At 60.4% G+C, this 13,051-nt stretch carries 12 protein-coding genes and 1 tRNA gene; 9 read left to right on the top strand and 4 right to left on the bottom strand.

The annotated features are described in order from the left end of the window. Positions 1 to 89 precede the first annotated feature (89 nt). Positions 90 to 1,139 (bottom strand): porin, encoded by a 1,050-nt coding sequence (locus FZ934_RS03405; RefSeq protein WP_153269924.1) that lies wholly within the window; start codon positions 1,137 to 1,139, stop codon positions 90 to 92. 570 nt (positions 1,140 to 1,709) lie between these two features. On the opposite strand from FZ934_RS03405, the gene FZ934_RS03400 reads away from it, so the two are divergent. Then, on the top strand, positions 1,710 to 1,976 hold the full coding sequence (locus FZ934_RS03400) for a hypothetical protein (RefSeq protein WP_153269923.1): 267 nt from the start codon (positions 1,710 to 1,712) through the stop codon (positions 1,974 to 1,976). 143 nt (positions 1,977 to 2,119) lie between these two features. On the opposite strand, the gene FZ934_RS03395 is transcribed toward FZ934_RS03400, so the two are convergent. The 3 genes from FZ934_RS03395 to FZ934_RS03385 all read right to left on the bottom strand — a co-directional run bounded on the left by FZ934_RS03395 (position 2,120) and on the right by FZ934_RS03385 (position 4,722). After that, positions 2,120 to 2,209: transfer RNA gene (locus tag FZ934_RS03395), tRNA-Ser, on the bottom strand. Positions 2,210 to 2,289: 80 nt separating this feature from the next. Continuing rightward, positions 2,290 to 3,507 carry an NAD(P)/FAD-dependent oxidoreductase gene (locus tag FZ934_RS03390; RefSeq protein ID WP_153269922.1) on the bottom strand — a complete coding sequence of 406 codons (1,218 nt, stop codon included), beginning with the start codon at positions 3,505 to 3,507 and terminating at the stop codon, positions 2,290 to 2,292. 99 nt (positions 3,508 to 3,606) lie between these two features. Continuing rightward, positions 3,607 to 4,722, bottom strand: coding sequence for a Gfo/Idh/MocA family protein (locus FZ934_RS03385; RefSeq protein ID WP_153269921.1), 1,116 nt, complete (start codon positions 4,720 to 4,722; stop codon positions 3,607 to 3,609). 205 nt (positions 4,723 to 4,927) lie between these two features. On the opposite strand from FZ934_RS03385, the gene FZ934_RS03380 reads away from it, so the two are divergent. The 8 genes from FZ934_RS03380 to FZ934_RS27720 all read left to right on the top strand — a co-directional run bounded on the left by FZ934_RS03380 (position 4,928) and on the right by FZ934_RS27720 (position 13,016). Next, the gene (locus tag FZ934_RS03380; protein ID WP_153269920.1) at positions 4,928 to 5,803 is read left to right on the top strand and encodes a MurR/RpiR family transcriptional regulator; all 876 of its coding nucleotides are present in this window, start codon (positions 4,928 to 4,930) and stop codon (positions 5,801 to 5,803) included. A 92-nt stretch (positions 5,804 to 5,895) separates the two neighbouring features. Beyond that, a complete protein-coding gene (locus tag FZ934_RS03375) occupies positions 5,896 to 7,830 on the top strand; it encodes a bifunctional 5-dehydro-2-deoxygluconokinase/5-dehydro-2-deoxyphosphogluconate aldolase (RefSeq protein WP_153269919.1) in 1,935 nt (644 codons plus the stop codon). A gap of 23 nt (positions 7,831 to 7,853) precedes the next feature. Beyond that, on the top strand, positions 7,854 to 9,704 hold the full coding sequence (iolD, locus tag FZ934_RS03370) for a 3D-(3,5/4)-trihydroxycyclohexane-1,2-dione acylhydrolase (decyclizing) (protein WP_153269918.1): 1,851 nt from the start codon (positions 7,854 to 7,856) through the stop codon (positions 9,702 to 9,704). A gap of 66 nt (positions 9,705 to 9,770) precedes the next feature. Beyond that, positions 9,771 to 10,688 carry a myo-inosose-2 dehydratase gene (gene iolE / locus FZ934_RS03365; protein WP_153269917.1) on the top strand — a complete coding sequence of 306 codons (918 nt, stop codon included), beginning with the start codon at positions 9,771 to 9,773 and terminating at the stop codon, positions 10,686 to 10,688. 76 nt (positions 10,689 to 10,764) lie between these two features. Next, the gene (gene iolB, locus FZ934_RS03360; RefSeq protein ID WP_153269916.1) at positions 10,765 to 11,559 is read left to right on the top strand and encodes a 5-deoxy-glucuronate isomerase; all 795 of its coding nucleotides are present in this window, start codon (positions 10,765 to 10,767) and stop codon (positions 11,557 to 11,559) included. A 91-nt stretch (positions 11,560 to 11,650) separates the two neighbouring features. After that, positions 11,651 to 11,872 (top strand): DUF1127 domain-containing protein, encoded by a 222-nt coding sequence (locus FZ934_RS03355; RefSeq protein WP_153269915.1) that lies wholly within the window; start codon positions 11,651 to 11,653, stop codon positions 11,870 to 11,872. A 55-nt stretch (positions 11,873 to 11,927) separates the two neighbouring features. Then, positions 11,928 to 12,761 carry a helix-turn-helix domain-containing protein gene (locus FZ934_RS03350; protein ID WP_153272352.1) on the top strand — a complete coding sequence of 278 codons (834 nt, stop codon included), beginning with the start codon at positions 11,928 to 11,930 and terminating at the stop codon, positions 12,759 to 12,761. A gap of 90 nt (positions 12,762 to 12,851) precedes the next feature. After that, complete coding sequence (locus FZ934_RS27720; protein ID WP_189635569.1) at positions 12,852 to 13,016, top strand: hypothetical protein; 165 nt, start codon at positions 12,852 to 12,854, stop codon at positions 13,014 to 13,016. Positions 13,017 to 13,051 lie beyond the last annotated feature (35 nt).

Below are 13,051 nucleotides of genomic sequence, written 5' to 3'. Positions count from 1 at the left end.
GGCGATCGTCTTAATTCCACCAAACATGACAAACGAAAAAAGCCCGGCTCGAAAGCCGGGCTCTCCTGATTGACCGAAGTCAGATCAGATTAGAATGCACGCTGCAGGCGGAAGTAACCGGATACCGTGTCGGAGTCTTCCGTGAAGGTGCGATCCTGCCACTGTACCGAAGCCTTAGCGTAGAAGTTTTCTACGATCTGGTAGTCAACCGTTACGCCAGCCTTCCAGACGTCGACATCCGAGAAGTCGGTCGTGGAGACGAAGTTGCCGTCACGGGTGCCGTTCTTGACGTTGTCGAAGTACTGAACGCCAGGAGTGATCTTCAGCTTGTCAGTTGCCTGGATTGCGTATTCAGCAGCAATCGTCCACTCAGACTCTTCGAAGTAAGCGTTCGGGCCAGAAGCCCAAGCTGCTGCGAGGCCGAGCGTGCCGGGGCCGATGGCAACAGTTGCCATACCGCGGATTGCGCCTTCTTCAGTGTCGGTGTCGTAGCCGCCGATCAACTGGTAGGAGAAGGCGCCAGCCTTGCCGCCGAGGCCAGCAGCGATACCGAGATCGTTGCCGTCTTCGCCGAGACCGGTGTGGATCGCGTCTTCGAGTTCGTCAACCGACAGACCAGCGTAGAAGTCGCCAGACTCGTACTGATAACGGAAGGAGTTATGCAGCGTGGAGTACGAAGCAAGGTTGTCCGTTTCGCCGCTCAGGCCGTCGTCCCACCAGCTGTAGAACAGACCAGCGCGGAAGCCAGCGATGTCGATGTAAGCGGAGTCGAGGTACGTGCCACCGTTATCCGTAGCATTGTCAGCGTCCGTCTGAAGAACGATAACGCCGGTGAGCGGGCCGTACTCGGTGTCGCTCTTTGCCGTGAACTGAACGTTACCACGGGTCCAGAACGACCAGTCAGAAACGCCGTTTGCCGACTGATCACGACCGAAGCGAACTTCCGTACGGATGTAGCCTTCGATCTTGAGGCAGGTTTCGGTGCCCGGGATGTAGAAGTAGCCGGTGCCGTAAGCGTCGCAGACGCGGACGTATTCAACCGGTTCCGGCTCAGCAGCAACGACAGCGTCGGCAGCCTGAGCACCGGAAACTACTGCGAGAGCAGCAGCGGAGCCGAGAAGAAGGCTCTTGATGTTCATATTGACCTCCAATTCAAAGTTTCGATCGGGTCTGGGTTTTTCGCCGTTAGAGCAGCGTTCCCTGCCCCATCCCCATGTTTCAAGAAGTCGGACGATCAACCGCCCTCGCTTCCGAGGTTGAAAATACAAGACCGGGACTGTCACGCAATCACCAACTTGCCCGTTGGGGCATTTGCGACAGCCTTCCGTATGCGCTGTTGCTGAAAGGTCACAAATGCGGCATCCGCCCGGCGCGTTTCTTTATACTTCATTAAGAAAGCGCTGGTTTTCCGGGGGGTTATAGCAGCCTTGGGAGGGCCTGCATCCGGCCAATGTGCCGTATCGAGGCCCATTTCGCGCCAGATTCGGCCGCGGAGCGCACCTTTCATTCGATCACGAACCCGCGGCTTTGAACGAGGACGGATGCTACCCGCAGCGATTCCACAGCCGAGCGAAGGCGATTCCTCACTTCGATTCGATTCGATGCTCACCACCATCCCCGTCCCCAGCCGGGAACCAAAAACCGTCTCAGGGCATTCAGCTTACATTCAATGTGGGAACTTCATCGTTTCCCGCAGATTGGAGAAAGACATGAAGCTCACTCTTTTGGCCGCAGTGATGGCCATCCCTCTGCTCACGGCGACGACAAGCTTCGCTGGCGGACACAACAAGAACAATGACAGCATCTTCGGACCGGCAGACAAATCGATCTGCTTCAATGAGCCGTGGCGGTGTGGGAAGAAGTTCCATAGCCCCGAGAAGGATCGGTACTACCGGAGCCGATATTATCGCGACTCCGACCGGGACTACCAACCTAGGCATCGCCCTCGCTACTATTACAACGGCTGGGCAGATTGATATAGACTGAGCCCCGCTTCGGCGGGGTTTTTCATATGGGCTTCCGGTTGCCGGGGAGCGCTTGCGACGCAACGCGAAGCGATATGCCAACCGACGACGAATGCCGCGTTCTGGATTTATTTTTTGAAAATTATCTGAAGCAATGGCGGAGAAGATGGGATTCGAACCCACGATACCCTCTCGGGTATACTCCCTTAGCAGGGGAGCGCCTTCGACCACTCGGCCACCTCTCCGGTGGGAGCCTGATAGAGTCATTCGCCGGGTGAAGCAAGCGCTTTTTCGGCTCTATCAGACAAGAAAAGCCATTCCGGCTCTATGCAAGCAATTGCTTCAGATCGGCGGATGCGTCGGCAATGATCGCCTTGTCGGGCGTAACGCCTGATTCCAGCATCTTCTTGCCGCTCACATAGGCCTTGGCATCGTTGATGGCGTCAACCGCGATGAACTTGCCTGCCTTGAAATACCAGATCGAATGCGCGCCCTCGCGTGCGCCGGGGCGAAGAACGGTCTCGTCATACCCGAGATTGAAGCCTGCGATCTGGAGCTTCACGTCATACTGATCCGACCAGAACCAGGGCTTTGGCTCGTAGGGTGCATCGCCGCCGGCGATGACGGCAGCGATGGCCTCAGCCTGATCGACGGCGTTCTGTACCGATTCGAGACGGATCCGGCCGCCCTGCCACGGCAGCACCGCGCAATCGCCCGCGGCATAGATCGAAGCATCGGATGTACGCGCGAATTCATCGACGATGATGCCGTTGGCGACTTCGAGGCCAGCTTCTTTCGCCAGTTGATCGTTGGGCACGACGCCGATTCCGACGATTGCGAAGTCGATATCGACCGTGCTGCCGTCCGAGAGTTCGGCGCCGACGAGCTTGCCGTCGCGGCCGATCAAATGCTTGAGACCGGTCTTTTCCCGAATCGACACATCATGCGTTTCGTGGATCACGCGCATGATGTCTGCCGTCTCTTTTGCCGCGACACGCTGCAGGATACGATCGGCCATCTCGATGACCGTGACCTCAAGGCCGCGATGGCGGGCAACGGCAGCCGCTTCGAGGCCGATATAGCCGCCCCCTATAATAAGGACGCGGCGGCCGGGGCGCATCTCTTCGGCCAAAAGGTCTGCATCCCGCTTGTCGCGGGCGACATAGACGCCGGCAAGATCGCCGCCGATTGCCGCCGGGAGCGCGCGAGGGGTCGAACCAGTCGTCAGCGCAAGAGTGCCGTAATCGAGAACGGAGCCGTCCTGAAGGATCACCTGCTTCTGGTCGCGCTTGATCTGCTCAGCCCAGGTGGCGAGCCTGATCTCGACGTCGTTGTCGGTATACCAGTGCTCGGGTCGGAACAGCAGGCGATCAAAGCTCATTTCGCCGAGCAGATACTTCTTCGTGAGCGGCGGTCGCTGATAGGGCAGAACGTCTTCGGCGCCGATAATCGTAATCGGACGCATATCCTTCAGCGCGCGAAGCTTTGCTGCCAATGCGAAACCAGCCTGACCTGCGCCAATGATCACCAGTCTGTCCGTCACGTTCTCACTCCCGTCGTATAGCCGCGCGTTGGGCATTCGCGCGCTGGGGCAAAGGCCTATCCCTTGCCCCTTTCGCCGTCAACCGGATGAGTGCCGGTCTCAGGCGATCTCGATCCAGCGTCGCTCGTGGAATGACTGTGCCATGGCGTGGACAGACTTCTCTATCCTAAGACCGTCTTCAAATGTGACGATGGACGACGGCGCACCGGAAATCGCGCGGATCAGCTCATGGCATTCGATAATCTTCAGATCGTTGAAGCCGAGACCGTGGCCGGGAGCGGGAATGAAGCGGTCGTAGGGCTGATGGGCCGGGGCTGCCAGTATCTTGCGGAAGCCCTGTTCCGAACCGCGTCCTTCGGCCTGATAGAGGTCGAATTCGTTCATGCGCTCCTGATCGTAGGCGATCGAGCCTTTGGAGCCGAAGATCTGCAGCGCGATCCTTCCCTTGCGACCCCATGCCGAGCGGTTTGCCATCAGCACGGCGGAGATGCCGCCGCCGAGCCGCATCAGCACATTGGCTCCGTCGTGATTCTCGACGTTGCGACGGCCGCCCTCCTTCAGGGGGCGATCGACATAGGGCTTGACCATATCGGTGATAACGGCTTCCACATGCCCGAAGAGATACCAGAGCAGCGACAGCGGGTGCACGGCGAAGTCATCCAGCGCTCCGTACCCTGAGGCCAGCTCACTCTTCCAATAGAAGAAGGCTTCCGGATCGGCCATGAAGTCCTCGTCCATCTCGACGCGAATGTGGTTGACCGTTCCAATGGCGCCCTCGCCGATCAGCGCCTTGATCTGCCGCATCATCGGGTTCTGTATATAGTTGTAGCCGAGGACGGCGACCTTGCCCGATGCCCGCGCCGCCGCCAGCATCTTCTCGGCGTCTGCGTAGGCTGGCGCCATCGGTTTTTCGCACCAGACATGCTTGCCCGCTTCGAGCGCAGCAATCGCCATCTCGGGGTGGAACTGATTCGGGGTCGTGACGGAGACCACATCGACAGCAGGATCGGCAATCAGATCCCGCCAATCGGCCGTTGCCCTTTCGAAGCCGAACTCCGAGGCGCGTTTGGCCGCGAGTTCCGCATTCGCTTCGGCCAAGTGGACCAGACGCGGACGCTCCACGTCACCGAATACCGTCTTTACTGCATTCCATGCCAACGCATGGCACTTGCCCATATAACCTGTGCCGATCAGGCCGATTCCGAGTGGCTTCATGTTGTTTCCTCCAGGGTCCTCTCCATTTTTTTGGAATATTTAGACCGTTTTGACAAGCGTCCTCAACGGTCACTTTTAGCCGCACATCCGATAAAGCCGCCGAAAATCGTTGATTATCAGCGTAATAAAAACAATTAGGCAGCCGGATCGAAATCAATTAAAGTCGAGATTATGGAATATTTATTTCATTCACTGGATGATGCCCATGGATAGCGACACCAAAAGCCCGGCACGCGTTCCCCGCGATTTCGAGAGCCTGCGCAGCACGATCATCGAGCGGAAGGCCAGCATGCCCAAGCGGTTGGCGCAGGTTGCCGCCTTCGCGCTCGGCAATCCCGACGAGATCGCCTTCGGCACGACGGCCAGTATCGCTGCCGCTTCGGATGTGCAGCCGTCGACGCTCGTACGGCTCGCGCATCATCTGGGCTACGACGGCTTCTCCGATCTGCAGAGCATCTTTCGCGAGAGGCTGCGCGACCGCACGCTGACCTATGAAGAGCGCCTGGTAACGCTGGAGCAGGCCAGCGGCGAGGACGAAGACGCCAACCTGCTTTCGGGCTTCATCTCGGCTGCGAGCCAGTCGGTCAACCGGCTGGCCGCCACCGTGCAGAGCGATACCTTCACCAAGGCAGTCGATATCCTGGCGGCTGCCGAGACGATCTACCTGATCGCCAAACGGCGTTCCTATCCGCTGACTGCACACATGACCTACGCCTTCTCGAAGCTCAACATCCGGCACCAGATTGTCGCATCGCCAAACGGCGTCGATCCGGAAATGGTGCAGTTCGCGACAAAGAACGATGCGGCGATTGCCGCAAGCTTCTCTCCCTACGCCGCAGACAGCCTGAGCCAGGCAGAAGCGTTAGCGGATCGCGGCGTGCCTGTGGTCGCCATCACCGATTCAGCCTTCTCGCCGCTTGCCGCCCGCGCCACCTGCTGGTTCGAAGTGGCAGAGGCGGACTTTGCCGGTTTCCGCTCGCTCTCCGCCTCGATGGCGCTGACCATGGCGCTCCCGGTTGCGATCGCCGAGCGGCGGCGGAAGCGAACTTCGACAAAATCGACAAAATCAAAAATGGAATAAACATTCCGAATTGACAACAATACGGAACCGATGTTTCATTACTCGCAATCAGCAGGCGCCAAGCCGTAGCTAAAATCTAGCGGGAGGACATCATGGCACAACCGAACCCGGGCTCGCAGCCGGAACCGTCGCTTGACGTGATCACCATCGGCCGCTCCTCGGTCGATCTCTACGGCCAGCAGATCGGTTCGCGGCTCGAGGACATCGGCTCCTTTGCCAAGTCCGTCGGCGGCTGCCCTGCCAACATCGCCATCGGGACGGCGCGTCTTGGCCTCAAGTCGGGCCTGATCACGCGGGTCGGCGACGAGCAGATGGGCCGCTTCATCATCGAGCAGTCTGCGCGCGAAGGCGTCGAGACGAAGGGCATCAAGACCGACAAGGAACGCCTTACTGCGCTGGTGCTGCTCGCCGTCGAGGCCGAAGGCGTCTCGCCGATGATCTTCTATCGCTCTGACTGTGCCGACATGGCGCTCGACGAGAGCGACATCGATGAGGCCTTCATCAAGTCGTCGCGCGCGGTGCTGGTGTCGGGCACGCATTTCTCCCGGCTGAATACGGAAGCCGCCCAGCGCAAGGCCATCCGCATCGCCAAGGCCAACGGTCGCAAGGTTATCTTCGACATCGACTATCGACCGAACCTCTGGGGTCTTGCCGGCCACGCCGAAGGTTTCGAACGCTATGTGAAGTCCGATCGCGTCTCCTCCAAGATGAAGGAAACGCTGCCCGACTGCGACCTGATCGTCGGAACGGAAGAGGAAATCCTGATCGCATCGGGTGCCGATGACGTCCTCGGCGCGCTCAAGGAAATCCGTCGCCTGTCGCCGGCAACGATCGTTCTCAAGCGCGGTGCCATGGGCTGCATCGTCTACGATGGTCCGATCAGCGACAATCTGGAAGACGGCATCGTCGGGGAAGGCTTCCCGATCGAGGTGTTCAACGTGCTCGGCGCCGGCGATGCCTTCATGTCCGGCCTGCTGCGCGGCTGGCTGAAGAACGAGCCGCTGAAGACGTGTGCCACCTGGGCGAATGCCTGCGGCGCCTTCGCCGTCTCCCGCCTTCTCTGCTCGCCTGAATATCCGACCTGGGCCGAGCTCGATTTCTTCCTCAAGCACGGAAGCCAGCATCGTGCGCTGCGCAAGGACGCGGCGATCAACCACATCCACTGGGCCTCGACGCGCAAGGGCGATATTCCGCTGCTTATGGCCCTTGCCATTGACCACCGTTCGCAGCTGACCAGCATCTGCGACGAACTGAACCTGGACTACGCGAAGATCGTCGCCTTCAAGCGCCTTGCAGTGGAAGCGGCTGCCCGCGTCGCCGATGGTCGCAGCGGTTACGGCATGCTGATCGATGAGCGCTTCGGCCGCGACGCCTTCTTCGATGCGGCAACCAAGAACTTCGCCTGGATCGGGCGCCCGGTAGAATTGCCGGGGTCCAAGCCACTGCGCTTCGAGTTCAGCCAGGATATCGGCTCGCAGCTCGTCGAATGGCCGCTCGATCATTGCATCAAGTGCCTCTGCTTCTACCATCCGGATGATCCGGCAGCGCTGAAGACCGAACAGCAGGAGAAACTGCGCACGCTCTTCGAAGCCGCGCGCAAGGTCGGCCGCGAACTGCTGATCGAAATCATTTCGAGCAAGAACGGGCCACTGACCGACGACACGGTCTCGACGGCGATGGAAGAGCTCTATGCACTCGGCATCAAGCCCGACTGGTGGAAGCTCGAACCGCAGGCCTCGACGGCCGCCTGGAAAAAGATCGAGGCCGTCATTGCCAAGAACGACCCATGGTGCCGTGGTATCGTGTTGCTCGGACTTGAGGCTCCAGCCGACGAGCTGCTCAAGGGCTTCGAGGCGACGCTGGCTGCACCTTCCGTCAAGGGCTTTGCGGTCGGTCGCACGATCTTTGCTGAAGCGGCACGCGGCTGGCTTTCCGGCAAGCTTGATGATGAAGAAGCGATCACAGACATGGCCGGACGCTTCCGCCAATTGACAGACGCCTGGTTGAAAACCCGCGGCCTGAATTAATTAAAGCATTTGGGAGGTGCCCCATGGGCAAGACTGTACGTTTGACGATGGCTCAGGCCGTCACGCATTTCCTCAAGAAGCAGATGACCGTCGTCGACGGCAAGAAGGTGCCGATCTTCGGCGGCGTCTGGGCGATCTTCGGGCACGGCAACGTCGCCGGCATCGGCGAGGCGCTGTATCAGGTCCGTGGCGAACTGCCGACCTATCGCGCCCACAACGAGCAAGGCATGGCGCATGCGGCGATTGCCTATGCCAAGGCGAATTTCCGCCAGCGTTTCATGGCCTGCACGACTTCGATCGGCCCCGGCGCGCTCAACATGGTGACCGCTGCCGGCGTCGCCCATGTCAACCGCATCCCTGTTCTCTTCCTGCCCGGCGACGTTTTCGCCAATCGGGCGCCGGATCCGGTGCTGCAGCAGATCGAGGATTTCGGCGACGGCACGGTTTCGGCCAATGATGCCTTCCGCTCGGTCTCGCGCTATTTCGACCGCATCACGCGGCCGGAGCAGATCATTTCGGCGCTGAAGCGCGCCATGCAGGTGCTGACCGATCCCTATGATTGCGGCCCGGTGACGCTGTCACTGTGCCAGGACGTGCAGGCCGAAGCCTTCGATTATCCGGAAAGCTTCTTCGAGGAGCGGGTCTGGACCACGCGCCGCCCTCGCCCGGATGCCGACGAGCTTGCAAACGCCATCGCGCTCATCAAGAAATCCGAAAAGCCGGTCATCATTGCCGGCGGCGGCGTGCTTTATTCGCAGGCCACCAAGGAACTGACTGCATTTGCCGAGGAACACCGGATCCCCGTCGTCGTCACGCAGGCTGGCAAATCGGCGATCGACGAACGGCATCCGCTGGCGCTCGGCTCCGTTGGTGTCACAGGCACGTCGGCGGCCAATGCCATTGCAACGGATACAGACCTGATCATCGCCGTCGGCACGCGCTGCCAGGACTTCACGACGGGCTCCTGGGCGCTTTTCCAGAACGACAAGCTGAAGATCCTCGGCCTCAACATTACCGCCTACGACGCAGCAAAGCATGACGGTGAGACGCTGGTGGCCGACGCCCGCGAGGGACTGAAGGCCATTTCGAGTGGTCTCGCCGGCTGGAAGGCTCCGGCAGCGCTCGTGGAGAGGGCCGAACGGGAAAAGAAGGTCTGGATGGACGCCGCCGCCAAGGCGATGGCGAGTACCAATGCCGCCCTGCCCTCCGACGCCCAGGTGATCGGCGCTGTCACCCGTTCGATCGACCTCGAAAAGGCAATCGGCCTTTGCGCCGCTGGCGGACTTCCCGGCGAAATGCACAAGCTCTGGCCGGCGACCGCGCCGGGCAGCTACCATATGGAATATGGCTTCTCCTGCATGGGCTACGAGATTGCCGGCGGCCTTGGTGCCAAGATGGCGCATCCGGAGAAGGAAGTCTTCGTTCTCGTCGGCGACGGATCCTACATGATGCTGAACTCCGAGCTCGCCACGTCGGTCATGCTCGGGCTGAAGCTCAACATCGTTCTGCTCGACAACCGGGGCTACGGCTGCATCAACCGTCTGCAGATGGCGACCGGTGGCGCGAACTTCAACAACCTGCTGAAGGACGCGCATTACGAGGTCATGCCGGAGATCGACTTCCGGGCACATGCCGAGAGCATGGGCGCGATTGCAGTCAAGGTTGCCTCGATTGCCGAGCTCGAGAAGGCGATCGCCGACTCGAAGAAGAATGATCGCACCTCGGTCTTCGTGATCGACACCGATCCGCTGATCACCACGGATGCCGGCGGATACTGGTGGGACGTTGCCGTTCCCGAAGTCAGCCCGCGTGAACAGGTCAACAAGGCGCACGCGGCTTATGTCAAGGCGCGCGCCGCTCAGCGCATCGGCTGATCGACTGATTTCATCTTCTGGAAGAGCGCGCCCGCTCTTCCAACAATGCTTTTGAGGAGACTATTGATGAAGGCCAAACTTGGCATGTCGCCGATCGCCTGGTGGAACGACGATCTTCCCGAGCTCAGCGACGACGTATCGCTGGAGGAATGCTTGCGCCAGTCGCGCGGCGCAGGCTTCACTGGCATGGAACAGGGCCGCCGCTTCCCGAACAATCCGGCCGAAATGCTGCCGATACTGAAGGCTGCCGATGTGACGCTTTGCGGCGGCTGGTTCTCCGGCACGCTCGTCGATGAGGATCTTTCCGCCAACAAGGATCGCATCGCGCCGATGATCGAGCTGTTCAAAGCCGTCAACGCGCCTTGCATCGTCTATGGCGAAGTTGGCCGCTCCATCCAGGGCGACCGCTCCAAGCCTCTCGCGACCAAGCCGCGTCTCTCGGATGACGAGATGAAGGCCTATGCGCGCAAGGTCACGCAGTTCGGGGAATGGTGCGCCGAACAGGGCATACCGCTCTCCTACCATCATCATATGGCGGCCGTCGTCGAGACCGAGCCGGAGCTCGACGCCTTCATGCGCAATTCAGGCGAAGGTATTCCGCTGCTGCTCGACGCCGGGCACCTGGCCTTTGCCGGGGGCGACGTTCTCCGCGCCATCGATAACCACCACGCCCGCATCAACCACGTTCACGTCAAGGACATCCGCAAGGCCGTCGTCGACGGGCTCGATCGTAGCAAGCAGTCCTTCCTCGATGCGGTGGCGCTCGGCGCCTTCACCGTGCCGGGCGATGGCTCGCTCGATTTCGGCGCCATTGTGAAGCGGTTCGCTGGTTATGGCTATGAAGGATGGTTCGTCGTCGAGGCCGAGCAGGATCCGCGCAAGGCGCCGCCTCAGAAGATGGCGGAAATCGGCCACGCCGAGCTGATGCGCGTCATGACGGCCGCTGGCTATACCGTCGAAACCGAGGGTTTTCCCAAGGGGTAACGAGAGGCGTTTCGTCTGACGGCGGGACGTCCAACTTCTCCCCCATGGGGAAATTTGCAGGCAATGGAGAGTACCGATGCCAAACCTGAAGGTGAAACCATCCAGCACGCATGGCCGCGTCACCCATGTGACGCCCGAAAGCGCCGGCTGGACGTATGTCGGCTTCGAAATGCATCGACTGAAGCTGGGTGAGACCGTCTCCGGCGATGCAAGCGGCCGCGAAGTCTGCCTCGTCTGGGTATCAGGCAAAGGTAAGGCAAAGGCGGCAGGCGAGGATTTCGGCTCCGTCGGCGGGCGCATGAGCCCGTTCGAAGGGGCGCCGCATTCGCTCTATGTGCCGGCCGGCTCCGGCTGGTCGGTGACGGCCGAGACCGATCTGGAGCTCGCCGTCTGCTCGGCGCCCGGCGGTGGCGACTACAAGGCAAAGCTCATCCCGCCCGGCGTGCATCCGCAGTTCCAGCGCGGCAAGGGCTCGAATGTGCGTCTCGTGACCAACATCATGCCCGAAGACGACAATTCCGCCCATTCGTTGCTGGTGGTCGAGGTCATCACGCCGAGCGGAAACACCTCGTCCTACCCGTCGCACAAGCACGATCAGGACAATCTTCCGAATGAGAGCCTGCTGGAAGAGACCTATTACCACCGCGTGAACCCGCCGCAGGGCTTCGCGTTCCAGCGCGTCTACACCGACGATCGCTCGCTCGACGAGGCGATGGCGGTGGAAAATGGCGATGTGACGCTGGTGCCGAAGGGATATCACCCCTGCGCCACCATTCACGGCTATGATCTCTATTATCTCAACGTCATGGCCGGGCCGAAGCGGGTGTGGAAGTTCCACAATGCGCCGGAGCACGAATGGCTGTTGAAATAAGACGACGCAGAATCGCTAAATAATCTGACAGCGGGCGAGCCGTGCAGATGGTCCACTGCCTCCATCGAAATCAAACCGATGGAGGACTACCATGCACGGCTCAACCACCATTCTTGCGACCGAGAGCCGCCGTTCGGCCAAGCCATCGCGGTTGTTGACCGCGCTTCTCTCTTTTTATCGCTGGACAGCGCGCAAACTGAGAGAGCGGCACAACCTGAACGCCGTCATGGAGCTTTCCGACGAGCAGCTGAAAGATATCGGCCTGTCGCGCTACCAGACCGAGAGCGATGTGCACCTCTATTGCCGGGACTGAACTGTGCTAGGATACCGATAGCAGGCTTTCCCGCATGCAACTTCCGGAAACCGTCATGGCGCAATTCTCGACCGAGCTGCTGTTGAAGACGAAGACCGTCACAATCCGTGACGTCGTCTGCAATGGCGACTGCCGGCATAAGAGCGACGAGGAATGCGCCCACAAGACGAGCCTCGTCTATCCTTACCGCGGTGTTTTCATGCGCCACGTCGGGCGCAACGACACCGTGGCTGAGGCGAACCAGATGCTGTTCTTCAATGCGGCACAAGGCTACCGGATCAGCCATCCCATCGACGGTGGCGATGCCTGTATCGACCTGTCCATCGACGACGCATTGCTTGCCGAGCTTGCACCGAAAGATCAGATCCAGCCGGGAGAGATCTTCGGTTTTCGCCGACAGCGACGGCGGATCGATCCGCGAGCGCAGGCGCTCGTGGCGCTGTTGCGTCACGGCCTGCATCGCAAGGCTGCCGAGACACTCGAAGCAGAAACGCTGGCGCTTGCTCTTGTCCGCCGGTCGCTCGGTGAACGAACATCACATGCCGCAGGCGCCAGCGTCGGGCGACAGAAGCTTGTCGACCGGGCAAAGCTCGCCCTTTCCTCGGATATCGCCCGCCGGTGGACGCTGGCCGAAATCGCCGCGGAAGTGGGCGTTTCGCCTGTTTATCTCACACAGGTCTTTCAGCAGGTCGAAGCGACCCCGCTTTACCGCTACCAGCTGCGGCTGCGCCTTGCCAGGGCGCTCGACCTGCTCGGACAGTACGACGACCTGACGGCGCTGGGCCTGGAGCTGGGCTTTTCCAGCCACAGCCATTTCACCTCCTCCTTCCGACAGACCTACGGCCAGACACCCGCGGAATTCCAGCGCGCGGCGCGGCTTCGGCGCTGAGAAGTTGCTAAAGAATTCGACAGCGGCGCCGGCGGCATAAGTGGTCTTATGATCCTGTCCCAAAGGGATACCAAACAGAGGATCATTGCCATGAAGAAAACCACCTGTGCCGCCTGCGACTGTGAACTCGGGCCGGATGTCATCAGTGTCAAGCTCGGCGGGAAGACCGTCGAGGTCTGCTGCCAGGAATGCGCCGAGGCGCTCAAGGAAGCCGACGCTGCAGCGACCACGGCCAGAGCGAGCAACAATGAGTGAACGGGAGAGCCGCGCCCATGAGGCGCGGCTTTTGT

The sequence above is a fragment of the Rhizobium grahamii genome (assembly GCF_009498215.1).
In the GTDB taxonomy this organism is placed as follows: Bacteria; Pseudomonadota; Alphaproteobacteria; order Rhizobiales; family Rhizobiaceae; genus Rhizobium; species Rhizobium grahamii_A.
Note: the sequence above shows the minus strand (reverse complement) of the source record. Positions and strands in the feature narration are given on the sequence as shown.

Excerpts from the sequence above, each read along its gene's own strand:
- FZ934_RS03405 (WP_153269924.1), bottom strand. The coding sequence starts at position 1,139 with ATGAACATCAAGAGCCTTCTTCTCGGCTCCGCTGCTGCTCTCGCAGTA.
- FZ934_RS03400 (WP_153269923.1), top strand. The coding sequence starts at position 1,710 with ATGAAGCTCACTCTTTTGGCCGCAGTGATGGCCATCCCTCTGCTCACG.
- FZ934_RS03385 (WP_153269921.1), bottom strand. The coding sequence starts at position 4,722 with ATGAAGCCACTCGGAATCGGCCTGATCGGCACAGGTTATATGGGCAAG.
- FZ934_RS03380 (WP_153269920.1), top strand. The coding sequence starts at position 4,928 with ATGGATAGCGACACCAAAAGCCCGGCACGCGTTCCCCGCGATTTCGAG.
- FZ934_RS03375 (WP_153269919.1), top strand. The coding sequence starts at position 5,896 with ATGGCACAACCGAACCCGGGCTCGCAGCCGGAACCGTCGCTTGACGTG.
- iolD (WP_153269918.1), top strand. The coding sequence starts at position 7,854 with ATGGGCAAGACTGTACGTTTGACGATGGCTCAGGCCGTCACGCATTTC.
- iolE (WP_153269917.1), top strand. The coding sequence starts at position 9,771 with ATGAAGGCCAAACTTGGCATGTCGCCGATCGCCTGGTGGAACGACGAT.
- iolB (WP_153269916.1), top strand. The coding sequence starts at position 10,765 with ATGCCAAACCTGAAGGTGAAACCATCCAGCACGCATGGCCGCGTCACC.
- FZ934_RS03355 (WP_153269915.1), top strand. The coding sequence starts at position 11,651 with ATGCACGGCTCAACCACCATTCTTGCGACCGAGAGCCGCCGTTCGGCC.
- FZ934_RS03350 (WP_153272352.1), top strand. The coding sequence starts at position 11,928 with ATGGCGCAATTCTCGACCGAGCTGCTGTTGAAGACGAAGACCGTCACA.
- FZ934_RS27720 (WP_189635569.1), top strand. The coding sequence starts at position 12,852 with ATGAAGAAAACCACCTGTGCCGCCTGCGACTGTGAACTCGGGCCGGAT.